This window comes from Mesobacterium hydrothermale (genome assembly GCF_035818635.1).
Classification (GTDB): Bacteria; Pseudomonadota; Alphaproteobacteria; order Rhodobacterales; family Rhodobacteraceae; genus Mesobacterium_A; species Mesobacterium_A hydrothermale.
Map to the genome: position 1 here is coordinate 1 of NZ_JAYLLH010000013.1, position 24542 is coordinate 24542.

Annotated in this window: 21 protein-coding genes and 1 pseudogene; 15 read left to right on the top strand and 7 right to left on the bottom strand. The window is 65.1% G+C overall.

Annotated elements, in window-relative coordinates; genetic code table 11:
- Positions 1-71: 71 nt before the first annotated feature.
- The 3 genes and pseudogenes from paaZ to VK792_RS10810 form a co-directional block, all read left to right on the top strand.
- Positions 72-1523, top strand: a pseudogene (gene paaZ / locus VK792_RS10800) (phenylacetic acid degradation bifunctional protein PaaZ); the annotation flags it as partial.
- A gap of 88 nt (positions 1524-1611) precedes the next feature.
- The gene (locus tag VK792_RS10805; protein WP_326297499.1) at positions 1612-2421 is read left to right on the top strand and encodes a PaaX family transcriptional regulator C-terminal domain-containing protein; all 810 of its coding nucleotides are present in this window, start codon (positions 1612-1614) and stop codon (positions 2419-2421) included.
- A 31-nt stretch (positions 2422-2452) separates the two neighbouring features.
- Positions 2453-2791, top strand: coding sequence for a DUF2794 domain-containing protein (locus VK792_RS10810; RefSeq protein WP_326297500.1), 339 nt, complete (start codon positions 2453-2455; stop codon positions 2789-2791).
- 3 nt (positions 2792-2794) lie between these two features.
- Here the strand turns inward: VK792_RS10810 and VK792_RS10815 are convergent, their stop codons facing one another.
- From VK792_RS10815 to VK792_RS10830, 4 genes are read right to left on the bottom strand one after another with little or no spacing between them, the layout of a single operon-like run.
- Complete coding sequence (locus VK792_RS10815; protein WP_326297501.1) at positions 2795-3700, bottom strand: metal ABC transporter permease; 906 nt, start codon at positions 3698-3700, stop codon at positions 2795-2797.
- A 2-nt stretch (positions 3701-3702) separates the two neighbouring features.
- Positions 3703-4608, bottom strand: coding sequence for a metal ABC transporter permease (locus VK792_RS10820; RefSeq protein ID WP_326297502.1), 906 nt, complete (start codon positions 4606-4608; stop codon positions 3703-3705).
- On the bottom strand, positions 4605-5408 hold the full coding sequence (locus VK792_RS10825) for a metal ABC transporter ATP-binding protein (RefSeq protein ID WP_326297503.1): 804 nt from the start codon (positions 5406-5408) through the stop codon (positions 4605-4607). Before VK792_RS10825 ends, VK792_RS10820 begins: the two co-directional genes overlap by 4 nt.
- Positions 5405-6346, bottom strand: coding sequence for a metal ABC transporter solute-binding protein, Zn/Mn family (locus VK792_RS10830; RefSeq protein ID WP_326297504.1), 942 nt, complete (start codon positions 6344-6346; stop codon positions 5405-5407). The genes VK792_RS10825 and VK792_RS10830 overlap by 4 nt, the downstream gene beginning before the upstream one ends.
- A gap of 181 nt (positions 6347-6527) precedes the next feature.
- Between VK792_RS10830 and deoC the strand changes: the two genes are divergently transcribed.
- The 5 genes from deoC (at position 6528) to VK792_RS10855 (ending at position 13219) form a co-directional block, all read left to right on the top strand.
- Positions 6528-7517 carry a deoxyribose-phosphate aldolase gene (gene deoC / locus VK792_RS10835; RefSeq protein WP_326297505.1) on the top strand — a complete coding sequence of 330 codons (990 nt, stop codon included), beginning with the start codon at positions 6528-6530 and terminating at the stop codon, positions 7515-7517.
- 75 nt (positions 7518-7592) lie between these two features.
- Entirely contained in the window at positions 7593-9935 is a 2343-nt protein-coding gene (locus tag VK792_RS10840) for an aldehyde dehydrogenase family protein (protein ID WP_326297506.1), read from the top strand.
- 39 nt (positions 9936-9974) lie between these two features.
- Entirely contained in the window at positions 9975-10310 is a 336-nt protein-coding gene (locus VK792_RS10845) for a cupin domain-containing protein (protein WP_326297507.1), read from the top strand.
- 117 nt (positions 10311-10427) lie between these two features.
- Positions 10428-10970: a hypothetical protein gene (locus VK792_RS10850; RefSeq protein ID WP_326297508.1), complete on the top strand. Its 543-nt coding sequence runs from the start codon at positions 10428-10430 to the stop codon at positions 10968-10970.
- Positions 10971-11059: 89 nt separating this feature from the next.
- Entirely contained in the window at positions 11060-13219 is a 2160-nt protein-coding gene (locus VK792_RS10855) for an esterase-like activity of phytase family protein (RefSeq protein WP_326297509.1), read from the top strand.
- 139 nt (positions 13220-13358) lie between these two features.
- Here VK792_RS10855 and VK792_RS10860 read toward each other — a convergent pair whose 3' ends face one another.
- Positions 13359-14762 (bottom strand): aspartate aminotransferase family protein, encoded by a 1404-nt coding sequence (locus tag VK792_RS10860; protein WP_326297510.1) that lies wholly within the window; start codon positions 14760-14762, stop codon positions 13359-13361.
- Between the two features lie 81 nt (positions 14763-14843).
- Positions 14844-15512, bottom strand: a complete 669-nt coding sequence (locus VK792_RS10865) for a GntR family transcriptional regulator (protein ID WP_435404843.1) — start codon at positions 15510-15512, stop codon at positions 14844-14846.
- A gap of 152 nt (positions 15513-15664) precedes the next feature.
- On the opposite strand from VK792_RS10865, the gene VK792_RS10870 reads away from it, so the two are divergent.
- The 7 genes from VK792_RS10870 to VK792_RS10900 all read left to right on the top strand — a co-directional run bounded on the left by VK792_RS10870 (position 15665) and on the right by VK792_RS10900 (position 23173).
- Positions 15665-16750 carry a polyamine ABC transporter substrate-binding protein gene (locus VK792_RS10870; protein ID WP_326297512.1) on the top strand — a complete coding sequence of 362 codons (1086 nt, stop codon included), beginning with the start codon at positions 15665-15667 and terminating at the stop codon, positions 16748-16750.
- A 59-nt stretch (positions 16751-16809) separates the two neighbouring features.
- A complete protein-coding gene (locus VK792_RS10875) occupies positions 16810-17934 on the top strand; it encodes an ABC transporter ATP-binding protein (RefSeq protein ID WP_326297513.1) in 1125 nt (374 codons plus the stop codon).
- 3 nt (positions 17935-17937) lie between these two features.
- Positions 17938-18828 carry an ABC transporter permease subunit gene (locus VK792_RS10880; RefSeq protein ID WP_326297514.1) on the top strand — a complete coding sequence of 297 codons (891 nt, stop codon included), beginning with the start codon at positions 17938-17940 and terminating at the stop codon, positions 18826-18828.
- Complete coding sequence (locus tag VK792_RS10885; protein WP_326297515.1) at positions 18825-19643, top strand: ABC transporter permease; 819 nt, start codon at positions 18825-18827, stop codon at positions 19641-19643. Before VK792_RS10880 ends, VK792_RS10885 begins: the two co-directional genes overlap by 4 nt.
- Positions 19640-20962 carry an NAD(P)/FAD-dependent oxidoreductase gene (locus VK792_RS10890; RefSeq protein WP_326297516.1) on the top strand — a complete coding sequence of 441 codons (1323 nt, stop codon included), beginning with the start codon at positions 19640-19642 and terminating at the stop codon, positions 20960-20962. The genes VK792_RS10885 and VK792_RS10890 overlap by 4 nt, the downstream gene beginning before the upstream one ends.
- An 87-nt stretch (positions 20963-21049) precedes the next feature.
- A complete protein-coding gene (locus VK792_RS10895) occupies positions 21050-22075 on the top strand; it encodes an extracellular solute-binding protein (protein WP_326297517.1) in 1026 nt (341 codons plus the stop codon).
- Between the two features lie 162 nt (positions 22076-22237).
- A complete protein-coding gene (locus VK792_RS10900) occupies positions 22238-23173 on the top strand; it encodes a DMT family transporter (RefSeq protein WP_326297518.1) in 936 nt (311 codons plus the stop codon).
- Between the two features lie 37 nt (positions 23174-23210).
- Here the strand turns inward: VK792_RS10900 and arsJ are convergent, their stop codons facing one another.
- Positions 23211-24488 (bottom strand): organoarsenical effux MFS transporter ArsJ, encoded by a 1278-nt coding sequence (arsJ, locus tag VK792_RS10905; protein WP_326297519.1) that lies wholly within the window; start codon positions 24486-24488, stop codon positions 23211-23213.
- Between the last annotated feature and the right edge of the window lie 54 nt (positions 24489-24542).

The following is a 24542-nucleotide window of genomic DNA, read 5'->3' on the forward strand; positions in this document are numbered from 1 at the left end:
GTTTGGCGGGCAGACCCCAACGACATCATCGCCGCAAGAAATCGAGGGTTCCAAATGTTGGATTCAATCCACTAGCCGAGGCCTGTTTCCGCATGATCGTCGAGTCGGGCATCCTGCCCGAAGGTGCGGTGCAGCTGATCGTCGGCGGGACCGGCAACCTCCTGGATCACCTCGGTCCACAGGACGTGGTCAGCTTTACCGGCTCTGCCGCCACCGCGCTCAAGCTGCGCTCGAACATGACCCTGCTGCGCAACTCCACCCGGTTTGTTGCCGAACAGGACAGCCTGAACGCCTCGATCCTTGGCCCTGACGCCGCGCCGGGCACGCCCGAATTCGACCTGTTCATCAAGCAGGCGGCGCAGGAAAGCACCGTCAAGGCCGGGCAGAAATGCACGGCGATTCGCCGCATCATCGTGCCGGACCGTCACATCGGCACCGTGGCAGAGGCGCTGTCGGCCCGGCTGGCCACCACCACCATCGGCGACCCGGAAACCGATGTGCGCATGGGCGCGCTGGTGTCTGCCGCGCAAAAGGCCGACGTCCTGGCGGTGGTCGATCGCCTGGCAGGCGAAACCACCCGCGTCCCCACGGGCGATCTCGCGGTACCCGACGCCCCCGGCACCGGCTTTCTCGCCCCCATCCTGCTGCGCTGCGACGATCCCGACGCCGCCCGCGCGGTCCATGACTGCGAAGCGTTTGGCCCGGTCTCGACCCTGATGCCCTACCGCGATCTCTCCCACGCGGCAGAGCTTGCCAATCGCGGCGGCGGCTCGCTTGTGGCCTCGCTCATCACCCATGACCCGGCGGTGGCGCGCTGCGTCGCGGTGGAAACCGCCGCCTGGCACGGGCGGCTCTACATCGCCGACCGCGACAGCATGGGAGAGGCGACAGGCCATGGCTCCCCGCTGCCGCATCTGCTGCACGGTGGCCCGGGCCGCGCCGGCGGCGGCGAGGAGCTTGGCGGTATCCGCGGCGTTCTGCACTACATGCAACGCTGCGCGGTGCAGGGCTCACCCGACATGCTGACCGCCGTCACCGGCCAATGGGTGCCAGGCAGCGCCGAACGCGGCGACCCCGTCCACCCGTTCCAGCAAACCTTCCACGATCTCGCCATCGGCCAGACACTGTGGACGGCAGAGCGCCAGGTCACGCTTGAGGATATCGAGCATTTCGCCCATTTCACCGGCGACACCTTTTATGCCCACATGGACGAAGACGCCGCGCGCGCGAACCCGTTCTTCCCCGGCCGTGTGGCCCATGGCTACCTTTTGCTCAGCTTCGCTGCCGGGCTTTTCGTCCAGCCCGACCCGGGGCCGGTGCTGGCCAACACCGGGCTGAACGCACTCAGCTTCCAGAAACCGGTCAGCCCCGGCGACACGATCCGCGTCCGCCTGACCTGCAAGCGCAAGACCCGCCGAACCGACAGCTACGGAGAGGTCGCGTGGACCGCCACGCTCTACAACCAGGACAGGGACCAGGTGGCGGAATACGAACTGCTGACCATGGTCAGCTACAGCCGCTGATCCTTTCATCTTTCCCATAAATACTCGAACGCAACGGCACCACGCGCGTGCCGTTGCATTGCCGGGCAAAGCCCTTAACCATGGCCCGATGGATCCGCTCGCGCCCCTTGTCACCCGCCTGCATGCCGAAGGCCGCCTGCGGGTCTGGTCATTGGTCATCACCGTCTTCGGTGACAGCGTGCAGCATCGCGGCGGGCGTATCGCCACCGCGCGGCTGTCGCGGCTTCTGGGCCGGATCGGCATCGGCAACAGCGCGTTGCGCACGGCCCTGTCCCGGCTGGCCAGCGACGGCTGGATCGAAGGGCGGCGCGAGGGGCGCAACAGTTCCTACTGCCTGACCCGCAAGGGGTCCGAGACATTCGGCCCCGCCACTGCCCGCATCTATGCCCCGCCGCGCCTTGGGCCTGTGACGGACTGGGTGTTCGATGCCGGGCCCGACTTGCCGGGGCTGACCGTGGCCGGGGGCACCCTGCGTCCCGCAGATGTCCCGCAACCCTCGGGCGCGGGTTTTCGGATCACCGGCCAATTGTCGCCCACGTCGCGGCAGGCGGTGATCGACGGGCTGGATCCGGACCACCTGACCGCGCTGGAACGGCTGGCCGCGGATCTGTCCGACCTTGGCGCGATCGCGAACCCCGACCCGCTGACCGCCGCATCCGCTCGCATCCTGCTGATCCACCGCTGGCGCCGCCTGGTGCTGCGCTGGCCCGAACTGCCGGCGGAACTGATGCCCGACGCGATCACCCCGCGCGACCTGCACGCGGCGGTTGCCAGGCGCTATGCCACGCTTTCTCCGCGGGCCGAGCACTGGTTCGACCGTGGCGATGGCGACATGGCAGCGATGCCTGCGGCGGCAGAGGCCTTCGCCAAACGCTTCGGCGGGCGCGGACTCTCTTGATTTGTGGAAAAATCAGCGCAACTGTTGAGAAATGAACAGCCTGACCCCGTTTCCCGGCGGCACCAGCGCGTCGCAGGTCGCCTTCCACCGGACCGAGCTTTCGGTCATCCTGTCGCTTTACGGTCGGATGGTCGCCGCCGGAGAATGGCGTGACTACGGTATTTCCAACCTGCGTGACGTGGCCGTGTTTTCCGTCTTTCGGCGCACGGCGGAAAACCCGCTCTACAAGATCGAAAAGCGCCCCGCGCTGCGTCTGAAACAGGGGATGTACGCGGTGATCGGCATGGATGGCCAGGTGTTGAAACGCGGACAGGACCTGAAGACCGTGCTGCGCGTCCTGGAACGCAAGCTTATCCGCCCGGTGGAATAGGCCTCAGCTGGTCCGATGCGGCGCGAAGAGCGCGGCCAGCGTCAGGATCAGCCCCGACACCGTCGCGATCATCCCCGCCGCGCTGACCGACTGCGTGAAGCCCAGCCAGATCGGCCCGTACCCGGCCAGAACGTACCCCGCAACCGCCGCCAGCGCGGCAAAGCCAAGGCTCCACCACACCTGTGCCTGCAAGCTGTTGGTCATCAACCGCGCGGCTGCGGGCGGGCAGATGAACATGGCGATCACGATGATCGACCCCACGGCATCGAATGCCGCGACCGCCGCAATCGCCGCCAGCACCACCAGCCCGAAACCGATCAGTGCCACCGGCAGTCCCTGCGAACGGGCAAACTCTTCGTCGAAGGTGGACAGTTTCAGGGGCCGCCAGAACAGCCAGATCGCCCCGGCCACCAGCAGCAGGCACAGCGCCATCCGCGCCAGTTCCGGCGGCAGGCCTTGCAAGGCCCGGGGGTCCAGCAGCGAAGACCAGCCCAGCCCGTCCAGCCAGATCAGGCTTTCCAGGTTGCCATACAGCGCGTGCTGTACGTCAAGGTGCACAGATGACGTGTCGGATTGCTCCAGCAGCAACACGCCACCGGCGAACATCGCGGTGAAAACGACCCCCATCGCCGTGCCGGCGTTCAACCGCCCCAGCCGCCGCACCGCCTCGATCAGCAGCGCGGCCAGGATCGCGGCCCCGGCGGCGCCCAACAGCATCGGCCAGGTGCTGACCTGCCCGGTCAACAGAAAGGCCACGACGATCCCGGGCAGCACCACATGGCTGATCGCATCGCCCATCAGCGCTTGCCGCCGCAGCAGCAGGAAATTGCCGGGCAAGGCGCAGGCCAGCGCGGCAAGGGTCCCGATCAACAGCGGGGGCAGGGACAGGGCGACAAACTCGGCTCCCATGATCAAAGGCCCCGTGCTGCGCGTCTGTGCCGGATCGCCCGGGCCAGGGCCCCGCGCCGGGGCGCGGCCACCAGCGACAGGGTAAACAGCGCGACGCCCACCAGCACGATGATCGGTCCGGTTGGCAGGTTCGGCGCCGATGCCGACAGCGCCGCGCCGACATAGGCGGCGACCGCGCCCAGCCCGCCCGACAGGACAACCAGCCGGGAAACGCTGTCGGTCCAGAACCGCGCCGTGGTAGGCGGGATGACCAGCAGCGCGACGATCAGGATCAGCCCGACGATCTTCAGCCCGACCACCGTGATCGCCAGGACCAGCCCCATCAGCATCGCGTCGCTCTTGCGCTGCGACACCCCCTGCGTCGCGGCAAAGACCGGATCGAACGCGGTCAGCGTCAGGGGCCTGCGAAACAGGAACACCCCTGCCAGCACGGCCAGCCCGCCAAACGCGATGATCACCGCTTCGGAAAACAGCATCCCGGCGGTCGAGCCCAGAAGATAGCTTTCCAGCCCGGCCTGACGGCCTGCGGGCAGGGCCTGCACCACGGTCATCAACACGATCCCGAAACCGAACAGCACCGACAACGCGGCACCGATGGCGGCATCTTCGGGCAGGCGCGTCCGGGTTGTCAGCCAGCGCACCCAGCGCAGCCCCAGCCAGGCCGACAGCGCCGAGCCGGCCATCAGCGCCAGCACATCCCGCCCGTCACCGCCCAGCAGCGTCAGGATCAGGAACACCCCGACCAGCCCCGGCAGGGTGGCGTGGCTGACCGCGTCGGACACCAGCGCCCGCTTGTGCAGGAACAGGAATGCTCCGACAGCGCCAGCCGCCAGCCCCAGCGCCGCCGCGCCAAGCGCGACAAGGCTGGCGTTGTAGCCCAGTTGCAGCATCAGCGCCTGCCAGATCATGCCGCCCCCAGCGCCAGCGTGGCGGTGTCCAGCCGCCCGCCATAAGCGCGGTGCAGGGCCTCGGGGGTAAAGGCCTGCGCCACCGTACCCTCGGCAATCCGTTCCCGGTTGACCAGGAACACGTCGTCGAAATACCGCGCCACCGTGCTCAGGTCGTGGTGCACGCAGACGATGGTCCGGCCTTCGTCGCGCAGCGCGTGCAGCACTCCGATGATCGCGCGCTCGGTGGCCATGTCGACCCCGGCAAAGGGTTCGTCCAACAGGTACACCTCGGCCTGCTGCGCCAGGGCGCGGGCAAGGAACACGCGCTGTTGCTGGCCGCCGGAAAGCTGCCCGATCTGGCGTCTGGCAAAATCGCGCATCCCCACGCGGTCCAGACAGGCAAGGGCCCGGTCGCGATGCGCGGAACGGATCCGGCGCAACAGGCCCAGTTCGCGGGTGAGACCCATCAGCACAACATCCAGCACATCAGACGGGAAATCCCAGTCCACCGCCGCCCGCTGCGGCACATAGGCGACCCGCCCGCGCTGGCGCTCGAAGGGCTGACCAAAGATCGTGACCTGCCCTGACAGGCGCGGCACGATCCCAAGCGCGGCCTTGAGCAGGGTCGATTTCCCCGCCCCGTTCGGCCCGATGATCGCCGTCATCCGCCCGGCCAGGGCGGTCATGTCGACGTCCAGAACCACCGGCTGGTCGCCATAGCTGACCGTCAGGCCGCGCAGGGCGAACGGCACTGCGTTCAGGTCCGTCGGCGTCACGGGGGTCACGTTCCCCAAGGTGACGGGCAAGGTCTCGCTCATGCGCCCAGCCTGCCCGTCATGCCGCGCGCAGGCACGTCCGCGCCAAGTGCCCCTGCGATGGTCGTCACGTTGTGGTCGATCATGCCCACATACGTCGCCTCGTAGGTGCCAGGGGCACCCATGGCATCGGAATAAAGCTCGCCTCCAACGGTGACGCGATGCCCGCGCGCCGCGGCGCCTTCGATCAGTGCGCGCAGGTTGCGGTCAGAAACAGAGCTTTCGACGAAAACCGCGCCGATCTGGCGGTCGACCAGCAGGTCTGTCAGGCTGCGGATGCGGTTCAGCCCGGCCTCGCTTTCGGTCGAAATGCCCTGGATGCCTTCGACCTGGAACCCGAAATCTCGCCCGAAATAGCCAAAGGCATCATGGGCGGTCACCAGCACGCGCGCGGCTTCGGGAACCCCAGTCAGCATGTCTTGTGCATAGGTTTGCAGCCGGTCCATCTGCGCCAGATAGGCCTGGGCATTCGCGCGCAGGGCATCGGTCTGATCCGGCAGCAGCGCAGTCAGCGCCATTTCCACTGCGCCCACGGCATGGCGCCAGAGCGACGGCACCATCCAGACATGCGGATCGGAGCGGGTGGACCGGTGGATCACCAGGTTTTCGGGAACCGCTTCGGCCACGGCGACCACGCGGGTGCGCGCGGCAAGACGGTCCAGAAACTCGGTCATCTGCGCCTCCAGGTGCAGCCCGTTGCACAGCACTAGGTCGGCGCGGGTCAGCGCAACGATGTCGCTGCGGGTCTGGCGATAGCCGTGCGGGTCCACACCCGGTCCCATCAACGTGGTCAGGTTTACCCGGTCCCCGGCGATCCCGGCCACGGCATCGGCGATCATGCCGGTGGTCGCAACGATTGACGGGCGCGACGCGGCCAGCGCCGGGACCGTCGCAAGGGGCAAGGCGGCAAGGGTTGTCAGCAGCGTTCGGCGGCTTGGCATGGGGTCTCTCTGTTGCAATTCATTCGCAACAAGATATGTGCGCCGAACGCGATTGGTCAAGTCACCTGTGAATGACTCGCAAAAGCAGACTTTTGCCGTGGCGGCAGTGCTCTGCCTGCGTGCTTGCCTTGCGCGGTGGCCCGTGCGATTTTTCGCGGGTCCCAACAGCCGAAGTCGAGCGATGCACAGCACCCATAGTCCCAGCCAGATTCACTTGCCCCAGACCACCGAGCCGCGCAATCCCGGCATGGCGCTGGACCTTGACTGGGTGATGCGCGCCACCGCCAACCGGTCGGCCATCGAACGGCGCGCGGCAACGCTGCCGGGGCGACGGTCGGTGAAGAAGGATTTTCAGGCGGCGTGGCTGTGCCGGGCGATTTCCTGCATCGACCTGACGACGCTGGCGGGCGATGACACCGCGGGCCGGGTCGGGCGGCTGTGTGCCAAGGCGCGCCAGCCGGTGCGCGCCGACCTGCTGGACGCTTTGGGCATGGGCGGGCTGACCGTGGGTGCGGTCTGCGTGTATCACGACATGATCGCACCGGCGGTCACCGCGCTGGAGGGCAGCGGCATTCCCGTCGCCGCGGTCAGCACCGGCTTTCCCGCAGGGCTGTCGCCGTTTCACCTGCGCGTGGCCGAGATCGGCGAAAGCGTGACCGCGGGCGCGGCGGAAATCGACATCGTGATTTCCCGTCGTCACGTCCTGACCGGCAACTGGCAGGCACTTTATGACGAGACGCGTGCCTTTCGCGCCGCCTGCGGCGAGGCGCATGTGAAGGCGATCCTGGCGACGGGCGAGCTGGGCACCTTGCAGAATGTCGCGCGGGCCTCGCTGGTCTGCATGATGGCGGGGGCAGATTTCATCAAGACCTCTACCGGGAAGGAAAGCGTGAACGCGACCCTGCCGGTGTCGCTGGTGATGATCCGCGCGATCCGCGACTATCACGATGCGACGGGCTACCGCGTTGGCTACAAACCCGCGGGCGGGATTTCCAAGGCCAAGGACGCGTTGAACTACCTTGCGCTGATCAAGGAGGAACTGGGTGACCGCTGGCTGCGGCCCGACCTGTTCCGGTTCGGGGCGTCGAGCCTGCTGGGCGATATCGAACGGCAGCTGGAACATCACGTCACCGGTGCCTATTCCGCCGGTTGGCGGCACGCGATGGCCTGAGGGGCGCGCAGCGATCTTGCCTGACGGCGTGCCCATGACACGCGGGGAATTGAGTATTTTTGGAAAGATGAAAGCATGACCATCAAGGATATCTTCCAGTCCATGGACTATGGCACCGCCCCCGAAAGCGCAGGGGACGCGCTGGCCTGGCTGGTCGACCAGGGAGACCGGTTCGGGCATTTCATCGACGGTGCCTTTACCGAGCCAGGTGACGGGTTCGAAAGCCGCAACCCGGCGACGGGCGAGGTGCTGGCGCTGCTGACCCAGGCGACGCCGGCCGATGTGGAGGCTGCTGTCAGCGCGGCGCGTCGGGCCCAGCCGAAATGGGCGCGGCTGGGCGGCGCGGGGCGCGCGCGGTTCCTGTATGCGCTGGCGCGTCTGTTGCAGAAACACGCGCGGCTGTTCGCGGTGCTGGAAACGCTGGACAACGGCAAGCCGATCCGTGAGAGCCGTGACATCGACGTGCCGCTGGCGGCGCGGCATTTCTATTACCACGCGGGCATGGCGCAGCTGATGGCCGCCGAACTGCCCGGGCGCGAGGCGCTGGGCGTGTGCGGGCAGGTGATCCCATGGAATTTCCCGCTGCTGATGCTGGCGTGGAAGGTGGCGCCGGCGATTGCCATGGGCAACACCGTTGTGCTGAAGCCTGCCGAGTATACCTCGCTGACCGCGATGCTGTTCGCCGATATCTGCCGCCAGGCGGGGCTGCCCAAGGGGGTTGTCAATATCGTGACCGGCGACGGTCACGTCGGCGAGATGATCGTGAAGGCCGATGTGGACAAGGTGGCCTTTACCGGTTCGACCGAGGTCGGTCGCAAGATCCGCGCGGCGACTGCCGGGTCGGGCAAGGCCCTGACGCTGGAGCTGGGAGGCAAGTCGCCATACATCGTCTTTGAGGATGCCGATATCGACAGCGCGGTCGAGGGGCTGGTCGATGCGATCTGGTTCAACCAGGGGCAGGTCTGCTGCGCCGGATCGCGCCTGATCGTACAGGAAGGGATTGCCGAGCGGTTTCACGCCAAGCTGCGCGCCCGGATGGACAAGCTGCGCATCGGCGACCCGCTGGACAAGAGCATCGACGTAGGCGCGATCGTCGATCCGTCGCAGCTGGCGCGCATCCAGGCGTTGGTGGATGGCAATACCGAGGGTGAGGTGTACCGCACCCCGTGCACCTTGCCGAACCAGGGCTGTTATTATGCCCCGACATTGATCACCGGGCTGCACCCGGCCTCGCACCTGATGCAGGAGGAGATCTTTGGTCCGGTGCTGTGCGCCACCACCTTCCGCACCCCGGGCGAGGCGGTCGAGATCGCCAACAACACCCGCTACGGGCTGGCGGCGTCGGTCTGGTCGGAGAACATCAACGTCGCGCTGGACATCGCGCCGAAACTGGCCGCGGGCGTGGTCTGGGTCAATGGCACGAACATGTTCGATGCCGCGGCAGGGTTCGGCGGTGTGCGCGAAAGCGGCTTTGGCCGCGAAGGTGGCTGGGAGGGGTTGCAGGCCTACACCCGGCCCGCGGGCAAACCGAAGCCGCTGAAACCCGTGATGCCCTTCAAGGGCGACACGGTCGAGCCGCAGGCTGTGGACCGCACCGCCAAACTGTACATCGGGGGCAAGCAGGTGCGCCCCGATGGTGGCTATGCCCGCGCGATCCATAACCGCAACGGCACGCTGATCGGGCAGGCGCCCATCGCCAACCGCAAGGATGTCCGCAACGCGGTCGAGGCGGCGCAGGGGGGCAGGGGCTGGGCCGCGGCCACGGCGCATCTGCGGGCGCAGATCCTCTATTACATCGCCGAAAACCTTGCCGCGCGGAAAGACGAATTCGCCGTGACCTTGAACCGGATGACCGGGACGCGCAGCGGTGACAAGGAGGTCGATGCCAGTGTCGACCGGCTGTTCACCTATGCCGCCTGGGCCGACAAGTTCGACGGGCAGGTGCGGTCCGTGCCGATCCGGGGTGCGGCGTTGGCGATGCGCGAACCCTGCGGCGTGATCGGGGCATTCTGCCCGGACGACGCGCCGCTTCTGGGGCTGGTGTCGGTGATGGCGCCGGCGATCGCCATGGGCAACCGGGTGGTGCTGGTGGCCAGCGAACCCTTCCCGCTGGCGGCCACGGATTTCTACCAGGTCCTGGATACGTCCGACCTGCCGGGAGGTGTGGTCAATATCCTGACCGGCAGCCATGCCGATCTGGCCCCGGCGCTGGCCAGCCATATGAACGTGGAGTCGGTCTGGTCATTCTCGTCGACCGACCTGTCGGCGGTGATTGAAAAGGCGGCGGCGGGGAACCTGAAGCGCACCTGGGTCAACGATGGCGCTGCCCGCGACTGGTTCGGGGCCGAGGGCGAGGGCCGCCCCTTCCTTGAGGCGGCGACCGAGGTCAAGACCGTTTGGATTCCCTACGGCGCCTGAACCCGTGCTATGACAGGGGTGTGAGAGAGGAGTTCCACCATGCCCCTGCCAGCCTTCATCCGTGCCCTTCCTGCCGCCGATATCCCGGTGCCCGAGGATCTGGTGACGACCAACGCGATGCAGTCCGAAGACGGGCTGATCGTGTTTTTCACCATTCACAAGGATATGGAAATCCCGCCGCATTCCCACGGCCCGCAATGGGGTATGGTGATCGAAGGTCGGTTCGAACTGACGATGAACGGCGAAACCCGAGTCTGCACGGCTGGCGACTCCTATGACATTCCGGCCGGAGTCGAACACGGGGCAAAGCTGACGGCGGGCACGATCCTGATGGATGTCTTTGCCGAACACGACCGTTACGCGTTGCGGCGCTGACCTGCGGGGGTTTGCGGGAAGGCCGGGCGAAAACCCTTGGCCATCCGGGCCCGGATTTGCAACAGTCGGGGCAACGGTCACGCAACGCGCCCCGTGCCGGGCGCAGGGAGAATTCGCATGAAGACTCATGTTCTTGCCGCCTGCACGCTTCTTGCCGGGTGCGGGTATTTCGACAGTGACACCATCGAACGGCTGACCAATGTCTCGCCGCTCGAGGCCGATCCGGGCCAATACGAAGTTGTCGTGACCCTGCCAGAGGGGTTGGATATCCCGCGCGGCGGGGCGGTGTTGAACGTGACCGCGCAGCGCCCTGACACCCATGCCAGCAGCAGCGGGCGGTATGTTCTGCAACGGCGTGAAACCACCGAAGGGGCGCTTTTGTTCCGGGTGGCCCCTGGCGATCTGCCCCAACTCAAGGCGCAACAGGCCCTGATCCGCGACTGGGAGGCCGAGACCGGCGGCGCGACCACGGGCACATTTGGCGTCGATGTCGATGCCTGCCGCAAAGGCGACGGCCCCGATCTGAACGGGCTGATGAGCATTTCTCTGATCGAAGGTACGGGGACTGCGCCGCGTGTGCTGGTGCCGCCAACCCCGGTCCGGCAGGTGGTCATCACCGGCGGCGACAATCAGGTTATTCTGCCGCCCTGCGGGCTCTGACAGTTTCGCGCAGCCGTCACAGAACAGTCATTCCCCCGTTACACAAGCGGCGCACCTGTCGCGGGTGATTATCCAACGGGGATCCTGACATGACTGGACGTCTTGTTTGCCTGACCTCGGCCCTTGCGTTTTGCGCCGGTGCCGCGTCGGCGGAAATGAATTTCAACCGCATCGCCAGCTTTGAAACCTGGCGCAACATGGCCGAAGGCGCGGATACCAAGCGCGAATCCTCGGCCGAGATCATCGCCGCCAGCGACGACGGCATGACACTGGTCTATTCCGACAGCCCGCTGGGCGTCGTCGGCCGCATCGACATCACCGACCCGAAGAACCCGCAGCCGCTGGGCAACACCGATATGGACGGCGAGCCGACCTCGGTCACCGTGATCGGCAATACCGCGTTCGTTGGCGTCAACACGTCTGAAAGCTACACCAAGCCGGGCGGCAAACTGGTGTCGCTCGACCTTGCTTCTGGCGCGATCACCGGCGAATGCGATCTGGGCGGCCAGCCCGATTCGACCGCGCATGACGACGCGGGCACCTTTGTCGTCGTCGCCATCGAGAACGAGCGCGACGAAGATCTTGGCGACGGCCGCGTCCCGCAGATGCCCGCCGGGTGGGTCACGAAGGTGATGATCGAAAACGGCGCGATGAACTGCGATGTGCAAAAGATCGACGTGACCGGTCTTGCCGCCATTGCCGGCGAAGACCCGGAGCCGGAATTCGTGGACGTGAACGGTCTGGGCGAAATCGTCGTGACCATGCAGGAAAACAACGAAATGGTCGTGATCGGCGCCGATGGCACCGTGCTGAACCACTTCTCTGCCGGTGCTGTCGATCTGGTACGTGTCGATCTGGACGACGAGCGCGCCGCGCTGACCTTTGACGGCGAACAGCCCGGCCGCCTGCGCGAACCCGATGGGGTCCAGTGGTTGGACGACAACCATTTCATGATCGCCAACGAAGGCGATATGGACGGCGGCTCGCGGTCGATCACCGTGTTCCACAAGGACGGCACACTGGTCTACGAATCGAACTCAGCGTTCGAAACCGCAGTTATCCAGGCCGGTCACTACCCGGACAAACGCTCGGACGCCAAGGGTGTGGAACCCGAGGGCATGGAATTCGCCACCTTTGGCGGAACGCCTTATGCGCTGGTCCTGACCGAACGCGCCTCGACCGTGCAGGTCTACGACGTGACCAACCCCGCTGCGCCGGTGCTGAAACAGACCCTGCCGTCGGGCATCGCGCCTGAAGGTGTGATCGCGATCCCGGAACGCAACCTGTTCGCCACCGCGAACGAGGCTGACCTGATCGAAGACGGCGGCGTACGCAGCCATGTCATGATCTATGAATACCAGGACGCACCGGCAGCCTATCCGCAACTGACTTCGGCCGGGGCGGACGAACTGATCGGCTGGGGCGCGAATTCGGGAATGGTCGCGGGCGAAGACGGTCTGGTCTATTTCGTCAACGACAGCTTCTACAGCTTCCAACCGCGCATCTTCACCGTCGATACCAAGCAGACCCCGGCGCGTATCGTGTCGGCGCTGGACGTGACCCGCGCTGGCCGCCCGGCCCAGAAGCTGGACATGGAAGGCATCACGCTGGACGGCAAGGGCGGGTTCTGGATCGCCTCGGAAGGCCGCACCGACCGGGTCATCCCGCACGCGATCTACAATGTGAACGCAAAGGGCGAGATCAAGAAGGAAATCGGTCTGCCGGCAGAACTGCTGGCCAACGAGATCCGCTTTGGTTTCGAAGGCGTCACGATGATCGGCGATACCCTGTGGATGGCCGTTCAGCGCGAGTGGAAAGACGACCCTAAGGGCTTCGTCAAGTTGGTGGCCTACAACACCGAAACCAAGGAATGGGGCGCTGTCCGCTATCCGCTGGAGCCGAAGGGCGCGGGCTGGATCGGCCTGTCGGAAATCGTGGCCCACGGTGACTGGGTCTATATCATCGAGCGCGACAACCAGATCGGGTCGAACGCCAAGGTGAAGAAGCTCTTCCGTGTCCCGGCCTCGGAGATGGTGGCCGCGCCGCTGGGCGGTGACCTGCCTGTGGTGAGCAAGCAAGAGGTCCGCGACCTGATCCCCGACCTGGCTGCCAACGGCGGCTATGTCGTCGACAAGGTCGAAGGGCTGGCGATTTTTGCGGACGGCACCGCCTGGGTCAGCACCGACAACGACGGTGTCGACGACAGTTCAGGCGAAACGTTCTTCTGGACCATCGGCAAGCTTCAGTAAAACGGGGCGGGCGGGGCCATCCGGCCCCGCCCGCGCTGGTCTTGTCCGGGCTTTGCCCGGACCCGGGGGAGGGGGCGCTGCCCCCTCTTTGCCGTTCCGGCAAATTCACCCCCGAGGTATTTGGAAAACCAAAGACGGATCAGGCGCGCGGGGCGGCCTGCATCAACCCTTCGTCCTTGAGCCGTGCGTGGGCTTCGTCCAGCGATTTCCAGGCCCGCTCGATCAGCGTGTCGATCTCGTCGCGGCTGATCACAAGCGGCGGAGAGATGATCATCCGGTCGTAGACGTGGCGCATGATCAGGTTGTTGGCGAAGCAGCGTTCGCGGGTGATGTAGCCGACGGTCCCGGCCTCGGCCGCGAATTGGGCGCGGCTGGCCTTGTCCGGGGTCAGCGCGATGGACCCCATCATGCCGACGATCCTGGCTTCGCCCACAAGCGGGTGATCTGCGAGCGATTCGAACTTTTCCTTCAGGTAGGGACCGGTGTCGGTCGCGACCCGGGTCACGATGCCTTCCTCGTCAAGGATGCGCAGGTTTTCCAGCGCCACGGCGCAGGCGACCGGGTGACCGGAATAGGTATAGCCGTGGTTGAACTCGACCCCGGCAATGACCTCTGCCACCTCGTCGCAGACCACCGAGCCGCCGATCGGTTGGTAGCCCGAGCTGAGCCCCTTGGCGATGGTCATGATGTGCGGGCGGATGTTCATGGTCTGGGAACCGAACCAGTTGCCGGTGCGGCCGAAGCCGCAGATGACCTCGTCCGCGATCAGCAGGATGCCGTACTTGTCGACGATCCGCTGGATTTCCGGCCAGTAGGTCGACGGCGGGATGATCACGCCGCCCGCGCCCTGCACCGGTTCGGCGATGAAGGCGCCGACGCGGTCGGGGCCGATCTGTTCGATCGCGGTTTCCAGCTCGCGGGCGCGGGCCAGGCCGAATTCTTCGGGCGACATCTCGCCGCCTTCGTTCCACCAATGCGGCTGGTTGATGTGGTGGATGTCGGGAATCGGCATGCCGCCCTGCGCGTGCATCCCCTTCATCCCACCCAGCGAGCCCGAGCCCACCGACGAGCCGTGATAGCCGTTCCAGCGCGCGATGATCACGTTGCGGTCGGGCTGGCCTTTCGCGTCCCAGTAGGTGCGCACCAGGCGGATGTTGGTGTCATTCGCCTCGGACCCCGAGGATGCAAAGAACACGTGGTTCAGATCGCCCGGCGCCAGTTCGGCGATGCGCTGCGCCAGCGCGATGGCCGGCACATGGGTGGTTTGGAAAAACGTGTTGTAATAGGGCAGTTCCTGCATCTGGCGCGCTGCGGCATCGGCCAGTTCCTTGCGCCCGTAGCCGATGTTGACGCACCAAAGACCGGCCATGGCATCAAGGATCCGCTCGCCTTCGCTGTCGGTCAGCCAGCAGCCTTCGGCGCGGGTGATCACGCGCGGGCCCTTGGCGCGCAGACCGGCGCCCTGGGTGAACGGATGCATGTGGTGGGCCGAATCGAGCGCCTGAAGCTCGGCCGTGGGCATGTGGTTGGAAACCTGGACCATGGAATGTGCCTTTTGTCGGAAGTGTCCTGCGATTGCGTGCAGAATATGATCAAATTTTGGGGCGGTCAATTGACGCCGTGCCTAGGCCTGGATCAAACCGTCCCGCAGTCGGGTCATGCCCTGTGCCACGTCCTGCGCGATGGCGCGCGATGCGGCTTCGGCGTCGCGTTGGGCAAGCGCGGTAAGCAGCGCTTTGTGCAGATCGGGTGTATCGCTGGGGCCCAGTGTCTTCAGAACCCCCCGCAGCGACGGGCCGAATCGCAACCACAACGCATCGACCATGCCCGACAGAATCGGTGCGTTCGCCAGCGCATATAGCCCGGCATGAAAGCGATAGTTCTGCGACAGGTAGCCAAAAACATCGTCATCGCGGATCGCTGTATCCAGCGCCGCGTCGATCGAGGCCAGCGCCGCAATGTCGGTTGCCGTGGCGCGCGCCGTGGCGCGCCGGGCCAGTTCCGGCTCCAGCGCGTTGCGCGCCACCAGCAACTGTTCCAGGTCATTGCCCTCCAGCACCGGCACGCAAATCCGGCGATTTCCCTGAAAATCCAGCGCCCCTTCGGCGGTTAGTCGGCGCAGCGCCTCTCTGACCGGGGTCATGCCCGCTTGTAATTCCTCGGTCAGGCCCTGGATCGTGACGGGTTGCCCCGGCGCCAGTTCGCCAAACAGGATCATCTCGCGCAGCCTGCGATACACCAGTTCATGCGCGGGCAAGCCCGCTTTTCCGACCATGGTTGGCGGACGTTCCATCATCGCTGCAATTGCCTGTTTTGGTATCGACACGAGTGATCTTGCTTTGGCTTTCGCACCATGAATAGATGCCTGCTGTTGCCATGAATGGCAATATTTGATCAAACTCGGGGCAAGGGATGCCAAATCCCGTCGCTCAAGGGGAGTATGGAATGACACTGAAACTGATGACCGCCACCGCGGCGCTGGCTCTGACCGCCGGTCTGGCCTTCGCCGAGGAAGTGCGCGTTTACAACTGGTCGGATTACATCGACGAAGAGCTTCTGTCGAAATTCGAGGCCGAGACCGGGATCGACCTGATCTACGACGTGTTCGACAGCAACGAAGTTCTGGAAACCAAGATGCTGGCCGGCGGGTCGGGGTATGACGTGGTGGTGCCCACAGGCACCTTCCTGCAGCGTCAGATCCAGGCGGGCGCCTTCCAGAAGCTCGACAAGTCCAAGCTGCCGAACCTTGTCAACATGTGGGATGTGATCTCGTCGCGGACCGCGACCTATGACCCCGGCAACGAATATTCCATCAACTACATGTGGGGCACCACCGGGATCGGCGTGAACGAAGCCAAGGTCAAGGAGCTGTTGGGTGACGACGCACCGGTGACCTCCTGGGATCTGGTGTTCAAGCCCGAGAATATCGAAAAGCTGGCCGCCTGCGGCGTTCACTTCCTGGATGCCCCGACCGAGATGATCCCGGCGGCGCTGAACTATATCGGGGAAGACCCCGACAGCCATGACCCCGATGTCATCGCCAAGGCCGAGCCGGTCTATATGGCGATCCGCCCCTACATCCAGAAATTCCACAGCTCGGAATACATCAACGCGCTGGCCAATGGCGATATCTGCGTGGCGATTGGCTGGTCGGGTGACGTGCTGCAGGCCCGCGATCGCGCGGCCGAGGCGGACAATGGTGTTGAAATCAGCTACTACGCGCCCGACGAAGGTGCGCAGATGTGGTTTGACCAGATGGCCATCCCCGAGGATGCCCCAAACCCCGATGGCGCGCACAAGTTCCTGAACTTCATCATGGACGCGCAGAACATGGCGGCGGCGTCGAACTATGTCTATTACGCCAACGGCAACAAGGCCTCGCAAGAGTTTCTTGAGGAAGACGTGATCGGCGACCCGGCGATCTATCCGGATGCGGCGGCGATGGAAAACACCTTCACCACCACGCCCTATGATCCCAAGGTTCAGCGCGTGGTGACCCGCCTGTGGACCAAGATCAAGTCGGGCACCTGATCCTGACCGTTTCGGCCCGCGCCACCCCGGCGCGGGCCTTCTTTATTGCGGAGACATGAATGGCCGTACCCGTCTTTGCCCCGTGGACCGATCCCGAGGAAAAACCGCTCATCCAGTTCCGAAACGTGACCAAGCGGTTCGGCGATTTCACCGCGATCGAAGATCTGACGCTGGACATCTACGCCAAGGAATTCTTCGCCCTGCTGGGTCCGTCCGGCTGCGGCAAGACCACTCTGATGCGGATGCTGGCCGGGTTCGAAAACCCGACCGAAGGCAGTATCCTGCTGTCCGGGCAGGATATTTCCGGCGTGCCGCCGAACATCCGCCCCGTGAACATGATGTTCCAAAGTTATGCCCTGTTTCCCCACCTCTCGGTCTGGGAAAACATCGCGTTCGGCCTAAAGCGCGAATCCAAGGACAAGGCCCAGATCCACGCCCGGGTCGATGAAATGCTGCGCCTGACGCGGCTGGAAAAATTCGCCCGCCGCAAGCCGCATCAGATTTCCGGTGGCCAGCGGCAGCGCGTGGCGCTGGCGCGGTCGCTGGCCAAGGCGCCGAAACTTCTGCTGCTGGACGAACCGCTGGGCGCGCTCGACAAGAAGCTGCGCCAGGACACCCAGTTCGAACTGATGGACATCCAGGAAAAGACCGGCACCACCTTCGTGATCGTGACCCACGACCAGGAAGAGGCGATGACCGTCGCCAGCCGCGTCGCCGTTATGGACGAAGGCAAGCTGATCCAGGTCGCCACGCCCGCCGAAATCTATGAACAGCCCAATTCCGTCTACGTTGCCGATTTTATCGGCGAGGTGACGATCCTCGACGGTCACGGCACCCGCACAGACGACGGCTATGATATCGCCATCGGCGAAGGGCTGCCCACGCTGCGGGCCAAGACCTCGCACGATCTGGGTGCCGGCGGCAAGATGCATCTGGCGATCCGTCCCGAAAAAGTGGCGATCTCGGCGGAAAAGCCCACCGACCGGCCCAATGCGCTTCAGGGCAAGATCCTTGATATCGCTTATCTCGGCAACATCTCGACCTATCACGTCGAACTGCCGGGCGGCACGATCGTCAAGGCGCAAGAGGCCAACACCCGCCGTCTGTCCCGCCGCAGTTTCACATGGGAAGACACCGTCTGGCTCAGTTGGACCGACACCGCCGCCGTCGTGCTGGAGCGCTGAGTCATGCGGCGCTTCGTCCTCATCGCCATACCCTACACCTGGCTGGTGCTGCTGTTCTTGGTGCCGTTCCTGATCGTGCTGAAAATCAGCCTTTCGGACCTTGCCCTTGCCCGCCCGCCCTACATGCCACAGTTCGACCCGTCGGCAGGCTGGGCCGGGGTCAAGGATTTCTTCAGCCAGCTCGATTTCGAAAACTTCGTTTTTCTGACGACAGACGATCTTTATTGGAAAGCCTATCTGTCCAGCCTCAAGATCGCGCTGATCTCGACCTTCGTAACCTTCCTCGTCGGCTATCCCATTGCCTATGGTATGGCGCGGGCGCCCGATGAATGGCGCCCGACACTGATGATGCTGGTGATCCTGCCGTTCTGGACCAGCTTCCTGATCCGGGTTTACGCCTGGATGGGCATCCTCAGCCAGGAGGGCCTGCTCAACCAGTTCCTGATATGGCTGGGGATCATCGACGATCCGCTGATCATCCTGAATACGCAAAAGGCGGTCTATGTCGGCATCGTCTACACCTATCTGCCGTTCATGATCCTGCCGATCTACGCCGCTCTGGAAAAGCTCGACAGCTCGCTTCTGGAAGCGGCCGAAGACCTTGGCTGTTCGCGCTTCTCGGCGTTCTGGCTGGTCACATTCCCACTGTCCAAGACCGGCATCTTCGCCGGCTGTTTCCTTGTGTTCATCCCCGCATTGGGTGAAATCGTCATCCCCTACCTGCTGGGCGGCTCGGAAACCCTGATGATCGGCAAGGTCCTTTGGGAAGAATTCTTCAACAACCGTGACTGGCCGGTGGCCAGCGCCGTGGCGGTGATCCTGCTGATGATCCTGATCGTCCCGATCATCCTGTTTGAACGCAACGAACAAAAGCAGCGCGAGGCCGACGGATGAGACGTTTTTCCTGGTTCAACGCCACCTCGCTGACGCTGGGTTTCGCCTTCCTGTACCTGCCGATGATCATCCTGGTGATCTACAGCTTCAACGCGTCCAAGCTGGTCACGGTCTGGGCCGGGTTCAGCCCGAAATGGTATGGCGAACTGTTGCGCAACGAACAGATGCTGGATGCCGCGTGGGTGACGGTGCGCGTGGCGTTCCTGTCGTCGACGCTGGCCACGCTGCTGGGCACCATGGGTGCCTATGTCCTGGTGCGCGGCGGGCGGTTCTATGGCCGGACGTTGTTCGGCGGCATGATCTATGCCCCCCTTGTCATGCCAGAGGTCATCACCGGCCTGTCATTGTTCCTGCTGTTCAAACCGATCTTCAGCCAGTTGGGCGTGCACACCATCGTACTGGCGCACGCCACCTTTTCCATGTGCTACGTGTCGGTGGTCGTGTCCTCGCGCCTTGTCACCTTTGACCGGTCGCTGGAAGAGGCCGCGCTGGATCTGGGCTGTTCCCCGTTCGAAGCATTCCGGCTGGTCACCCTGCCGATCATCGCACCGGCGGTGATCTCGGGCTGGCTTCTGGCGTTCACCCTGTCGCTGGACGATCTGGTCATCGCCAACTTCACCACCGGCCCCGGCGCCACCACCCTGCCGATGAAGATCTGGTCCGCGGTGCGTCTGGGCGTCAGCCCGGAAATCAACGCACTGTCGACCATCATGATCAGCCTGGTGACCATCGGGGTGGTCACTGCCTCGATTGTCTCTAAACGGGCCGCCGTCCGGCAAGCGCAGGAAGAGCAGGCCGCCGCGCGCGCCACATGAGGCGGGTATACGAGCCCGCCGCCTATGGCCCGCAACAGGGCTGCTGGTGGGCCGACACCATCGACGCGCCGGTCTGGGACAAGGTCCTGGGCGATCTGCGCGTCGATGTTGCCGTGATCGGCGGTGGCTTCACGGGTCTGTCCGCCGCGCTGCACCTTGCGCAGGACGGCATCGACGTCGCGGTTCTCGAGGCCGAAACGCCCGGATATGGCGCATCAGGCCGCAACGGCGGGTTCTGCTGTCTTGGTGGCTCCAAGGCCACGGACCGCATGATGATCAAGTCCGCGGGCCGCGACGCGGCGAAAGACTGGCACGCGACCGAGGTCGCGGCGGTCGACACCGTTGCCGGTCTGATCGACACCCACAGCATGCAGGTGGATCGTCATTCCAACGGAGAGACCCTGCTGGCCCACAGCCCGCGTGCGGTGGCCGAATTGCGTGCCCGGGTGGACGAGGTGCGCGCCGACTACGGCGTCGACCCCGAACTGCTGGACCGCGATGCGCTGCGCGAACACGGGCTGGCCGGGCCGTTTCACGGCGCGCTGACCGTGCCGATCGGCTTTGCCCTGAACCCGCGGAAATACCATTCCGGCCTGGCCCGCGCCGCGCAGACCGCCGGTGCCCGGCTTTTTGCCCGGACCGCAGTGGGCGGCATCACCCGCACCGGGGGCGCCTGGCGCCTGCGCAGCCACAATGGGACGATCACCGCCGATCGCGTCGTCATCGCCACGAATGGCTATTCGTCAGAAAACGTGCCCGATTGGTTGGGGGGCAGGTACCTGCCGGTTCAGTCCAGCGTGATCGTCACCCGGCCGCTAGGCTCTGACGAACAGGCGGCGCAGGGTTGGACCAGCGCGCAGATGGCCTACGATTCACGGATGTTGCTGCACTACTTCCGGCTGATGCCGGATGGCCGGTTCCTGTTCGGGATGCGGGGCGGTCTGCGCGCCACCCCCGGCGCCGAAGCCGCGATCCGCCGGAAAATCCGCGCCGATTTCCACACCATGTTTCCGGCCTGGCAGGATGTCGAGATCACCCACGATTGGTCCGGCCTTGTCTGCCTGATGCCGACCCTCGTCCCCTATGTTGGCCCCGTGCCGGACATGCCCGGGGTTTTCGCAGGCCTTGGCTATCACGGCAACGGCGTTGCCATGGGCAGCCACAGCGGTGTGATCCTGGCCGATCTGGTACAGGGGAAATCGTCCCGCGCACGCTATCCCGGTGTCCTGCGCCTCGTACCGAAACGCTTCCCGTTGGGCCGGTTCCGCCGCATGCTTCTGGCCCCGGCCTATACCATCGCCGGCCTGCTCGACCGCTGAACTCACGAAAAAATGCGGCAGCTGCGGCTTGCTCTTTGGCTCAGATCTGATACTTGATAAAAAAACTCAGATAACCGGAGTCCGCCAATGCGCCTGTCCATTCTGCCTGCCCTGACCGCCCTGGCCCTGACCGCCCTGGCCCTGACCGCAACGACCCTCGCCGCGCAAGAGGTGAACATCTATTCCTCGCGTCATTACGACACCGATGAACGGCTGTATTCGGATTTCGAAGACGCGACCGGCATCACCATCAACCGCATCGAAGGCAATGCCGACGAACTGATGGCCCGGCTTCAGGCCGAGGGGCGCAATTCCCCGGCGGATATCTTCCTGACCGTCGACACCTCGCGGCTGAAGCGCGCCAAGGACCTTGGCTTGTTGCAACCGATCGACAGCGCCGTTCTGGAACAGCGCATTCCCGCCAATCTGCAAGATGCCGACAATGCATGGTTCGGCTTTTCCCAGCGTGCGCGGATCTTCTTTTACAACAAGTCCGACGTGACCGATCCGCCGATGACCTACCTCGATATGGCCGACCCGAAATATCGGGGCATGATCTGTATCCGCTCGTCGGAAAACACCTATAACCAGACCCTGCTGGCCGCGATCATCACCAACCACGGGGCGGACGCGGCGCGCGCCTGGGCGCAGGGCGTGGTCGACAACATGGCCCGCCGTCCGCAGGGGGGCGACACCGACCAGTTGCGCGGGCTGGTGTCCGGCGAATGCGAAATCGCCGTGTCCAACACCTATTACTTCGCCCGTGCCCTGCGCACCAATGTCGACGGGATCACCGAAGGTCTGGACAACATCGGTTGGGTCTTCCCGTCGCAGAACGCCGAAGGCGCACATATGAACCTGTCGGGCGGGGGGGTGACGGTGCACGCACCGAACCGTGAAAACGCGATCAAGTTCCTGGAATACCTCGCCTCCGACCAGGCGCAGATCTATTTCTCGGCCGGGAATGACGAATACCCGGCTGTCGACGGCGTCCCGCTGGATGACGCGGTCAAGAAAATGGGCGCCTTCAAGCCCGACACCGTCGACCTGTCGAAGGTGGCCGAGAACCTGCCGGAGGCGCAGCGCATCTTCAACGCCGTCGGCTGGCGCTAAGCCTGCCGCCGGACCGGGCGCCGCGCGCGCCCGGTTTCCCCCTCCCCTTGTCAGGCGCGCCCGCGCATTGCCTTCCCCCGGTCCCCGGTCTTAACTGGCCGCGACCATGACACCGCACGCTGCATCCCCGACCGGCACGCCCGCCCCGACCTGGGCCCCCGCATGACCGCGCCCACGCCCCTGACCGCGAACAGGCGAGCGCGGATCGAAGGCCATCTTGCGATGCTGCTGTTTTCGGTCATCGTTGCCGGGTCCAATTCCTTTGGAAAACTCATCGCGGGCGATATCGACCCCGCAGCCCTGACCGCCGTCCGCTTTGCGCTGGGCGCCGTGCTGCTGGGAGCGGGGCTGGCCGCGACGGGGCGGCTGAATCCCGCGCATTTCCGCGCGCCGTGGCGCTATCTGCCGTTGGGTGCGGCCTATGCCACCTTCTTCGTGCTGATGTTCGAAGCGCTGAAAACCACCTCTCCAGTCTCGACCTCGGCGATTTTCACCATGATGCCTTTCATCGCCGCGCTGATGGGCTGGGTGCTGTTTCGTCAGCGCAACGCGCCCTTGGTCTGGGTGGCGTTGATGATCGGGGCATTCGGGGCGCTTTGGGTGGTCTTTCGCGGCTCGCTTTCGGCGTTCCTCGGCTTCGGGCTGGGCCGGGGCGAACTTTTGTACCTGATCGGCACCGCCGCCCATGCGGCCTATGCCGTCCTCGTCCCGCACCTGCGGAGGGGCGAACCGGTCTACGCGGTCTCGCTGGGGGTCGCGGTCAGTGGTGCGGCGATCCTGATGGTGATGTTCTTCCCCCACATCACCGCCACCAACTGGGCGGCGCTGCCGCTGCGGGTCTGGGTCGTGCTGGCCTATCTTGCGATCCTCGCGGGCATCGGAACCTTCTCGCTCGTCACCCTCGCAGCCCAGCGCCTGACTCCGGCCAAGGTGACCGCCTACACCTACCTGACCCCGTTCTGGGTGGTCCTGATGGAGATGGTGTTGGGCAATGGCGTGCCCACGTTTGCGGTCTTGCTGGGGGGTGTGCCAATCATTCTGGCGCTGATCCTGCTGTTCTACGAATCCGAGCGCCCGCAGCAGCGGCAAAAGGCGTGATCCCGGCATCACCGCAGAGGCCGGTCGATCCCGCGGGCTACGCGCCGGGCTGAAGGGACGTGGCCCGCAAGCGGCCAGAGATCACCGCCGCCAGCGCCACCATCCCCGCCGCCGTGCCCAGCACCAGCGGCAACCCGCCCAGCTGATAGGTCAGCCCGGACAGAACCGTGCCCGCCAGCCGTCCGCCTGCGTTCGCCATGTAGTAGAACCCCACATCCATCGTCACCCGCTCTGATCGGGTGAACGCAAGGATCAGGTAGGAATGAAGCGACGAATTGATAGCGAACAGCGCCCCGAACACCAAAAGCCCCGCCACCAGCGTTACCGTCAGCCACGCCTGCGGTTCGGGCGACACCCACGCTGCCACGGTCAGCACCGCGGGCACCACGAACAGCGCGGCGGCCCAACTGCGCGCGGCGTGGATCAGGTCTGCCTCTGGCCGGGACGCAGCGCGCAGGATCCCCGGCGCGCTGGCCTGCACAGCCCCGTACAGGATGATCCACCCCGCCATGAACGTCCCGATCAGGAAGAACGCCGCGCGGTTCCCGGCCTCTGACCCGTCCGACAGCACGGCGTAGAAATAGACCGGGATGCCGACGACGAACCAGACATCCCGCGCCCCGAACAGGAACACCCGCGCGGCCGACAGCCAGTTCACGTTGGCGGATTTCGAAAACACCTCGGAAAACTTCGCCCCCTTGCGGCCCCGTGGCAGGCCCGGCGGCATGGCAAGAACGACGGCCACAAGGATCACCGCCAGCACCACCGCCATCGCCAGCACCGCCCAGACAAACCCCAGCGTGGCCAGCAAGGCGGCCCCCAGCAGGAACCCCACGCCTTTGACCGCGTTCTTCGATCCGGTCAGCACCGCGACCCAGCGGAATAGCCCGCCCTGGCCCGAAGGTGCCAGCAGCTTGACCGCCGATTTCGACGACATCTTGGCCAGGTCCTTGGCCACGCCACTGACCCCCTGCACCCCCATGACAAAGGCGACCGACACCCCCACGGCCCAGCCCGGATCCAGTTGCGACAGCGCCAGCAGCGCCCCCACCTGCAACCCAAGCCCGGCATACAGCGTCGCGGTCAGCCCGAACCGCGCCGCGATCCAGCCCGCTGACAGGTTGGTGACCATCCCGGCGATTTCATACAGCACGAACAGATAGGCCAGTTGCACCGCGCTGAATCCCAGCGTGTGGAAATGCAGCAGTACCAGCATCCGCAGCGCGCCATCGGTCAGCATGAAGGCCCAATAGGCCGCCGTGACGGCGACATAGGCCGACAGGCCCTCGGGTCTGGCAGGGGCGGGGGCGGTCATCGGGTCGCCTTTCGCGTGGTGGGGGTCATATGTCGGTCATGCGCATGGAATGTG

What these genes read in the sequence shown, in the direction of transcription:
- VK792_RS10815 (WP_326297501.1), bottom strand. Translation starts at nt 3,700, where the DNA reads ATGGGAGCCGAGTTTGTCGCCCTGTCCCTGCCCCCGCTGTTGATCGGG.
- VK792_RS10885 (WP_326297515.1), top strand. Translation starts at nt 18,825, where the DNA reads ATGAGACGTTTTTCCTGGTTCAACGCCACCTCGCTGACGCTGGGTTTC.
- VK792_RS10845 (WP_326297507.1), top strand. Translation starts at nt 9,975, where the DNA reads ATGCCCCTGCCAGCCTTCATCCGTGCCCTTCCTGCCGCCGATATCCCG.
- VK792_RS10830 (WP_326297504.1), bottom strand. Translation starts at nt 6,346, where the DNA reads ATGCCAAGCCGCCGAACGCTGCTGACAACCCTTGCCGCCTTGCCCCTT.
- deoC (WP_326297505.1), top strand. Translation starts at nt 6,528, where the DNA reads ATGCACAGCACCCATAGTCCCAGCCAGATTCACTTGCCCCAGACCACC.
- VK792_RS10900 (WP_326297518.1), top strand. Translation starts at nt 22,238, where the DNA reads ATGACCGCGCCCACGCCCCTGACCGCGAACAGGCGAGCGCGGATCGAA.
- VK792_RS10870 (WP_326297512.1), top strand. Translation starts at nt 15,665, where the DNA reads ATGACACTGAAACTGATGACCGCCACCGCGGCGCTGGCTCTGACCGCC.
- VK792_RS10860 (WP_326297510.1), bottom strand. Translation starts at nt 14,762, where the DNA reads ATGGTCCAGGTTTCCAACCACATGCCCACGGCCGAGCTTCAGGCGCTC.
- VK792_RS10890 (WP_326297516.1), top strand. Translation starts at nt 19,640, where the DNA reads ATGAGGCGGGTATACGAGCCCGCCGCCTATGGCCCGCAACAGGGCTGC.
- VK792_RS10810 (WP_326297500.1), top strand. Translation starts at nt 2,453, where the DNA reads ATGAACAGCCTGACCCCGTTTCCCGGCGGCACCAGCGCGTCGCAGGTC.
- arsJ (WP_326297519.1), bottom strand. Translation starts at nt 24,488, where the DNA reads ATGACCGCCCCCGCCCCTGCCAGACCCGAGGGCCTGTCGGCCTATGTC.
- VK792_RS10840 (WP_326297506.1), top strand. Translation starts at nt 7,593, where the DNA reads ATGACCATCAAGGATATCTTCCAGTCCATGGACTATGGCACCGCCCCC.
- VK792_RS10855 (WP_326297509.1), top strand. Translation starts at nt 11,060, where the DNA reads ATGACTGGACGTCTTGTTTGCCTGACCTCGGCCCTTGCGTTTTGCGCC.
- VK792_RS10895 (WP_326297517.1), top strand. Translation starts at nt 21,050, where the DNA reads ATGCGCCTGTCCATTCTGCCTGCCCTGACCGCCCTGGCCCTGACCGCC.
- VK792_RS10820 (WP_326297502.1), bottom strand. Translation starts at nt 4,608, where the DNA reads ATGATCTGGCAGGCGCTGATGCTGCAACTGGGCTACAACGCCAGCCTT.
- VK792_RS10850 (WP_326297508.1), top strand. Translation starts at nt 10,428, where the DNA reads ATGAAGACTCATGTTCTTGCCGCCTGCACGCTTCTTGCCGGGTGCGGG.
- VK792_RS10880 (WP_326297514.1), top strand. Translation starts at nt 17,938, where the DNA reads ATGCGGCGCTTCGTCCTCATCGCCATACCCTACACCTGGCTGGTGCTG.
- VK792_RS10865 (WP_435404843.1), bottom strand. Translation starts at nt 15,512, where the DNA reads ATGGAACGTCCGCCAACCATGGTCGGAAAAGCGGGCTTGCCCGCGCAT.
- VK792_RS10875 (WP_326297513.1), top strand. Translation starts at nt 16,810, where the DNA reads ATGGCCGTACCCGTCTTTGCCCCGTGGACCGATCCCGAGGAAAAACCG.
- VK792_RS10805 (WP_326297499.1), top strand. Translation starts at nt 1,612, where the DNA reads ATGGATCCGCTCGCGCCCCTTGTCACCCGCCTGCATGCCGAAGGCCGC.
- VK792_RS10825 (WP_326297503.1), bottom strand. Translation starts at nt 5,408, where the DNA reads ATGAGCGAGACCTTGCCCGTCACCTTGGGGAACGTGACCCCCGTGACG.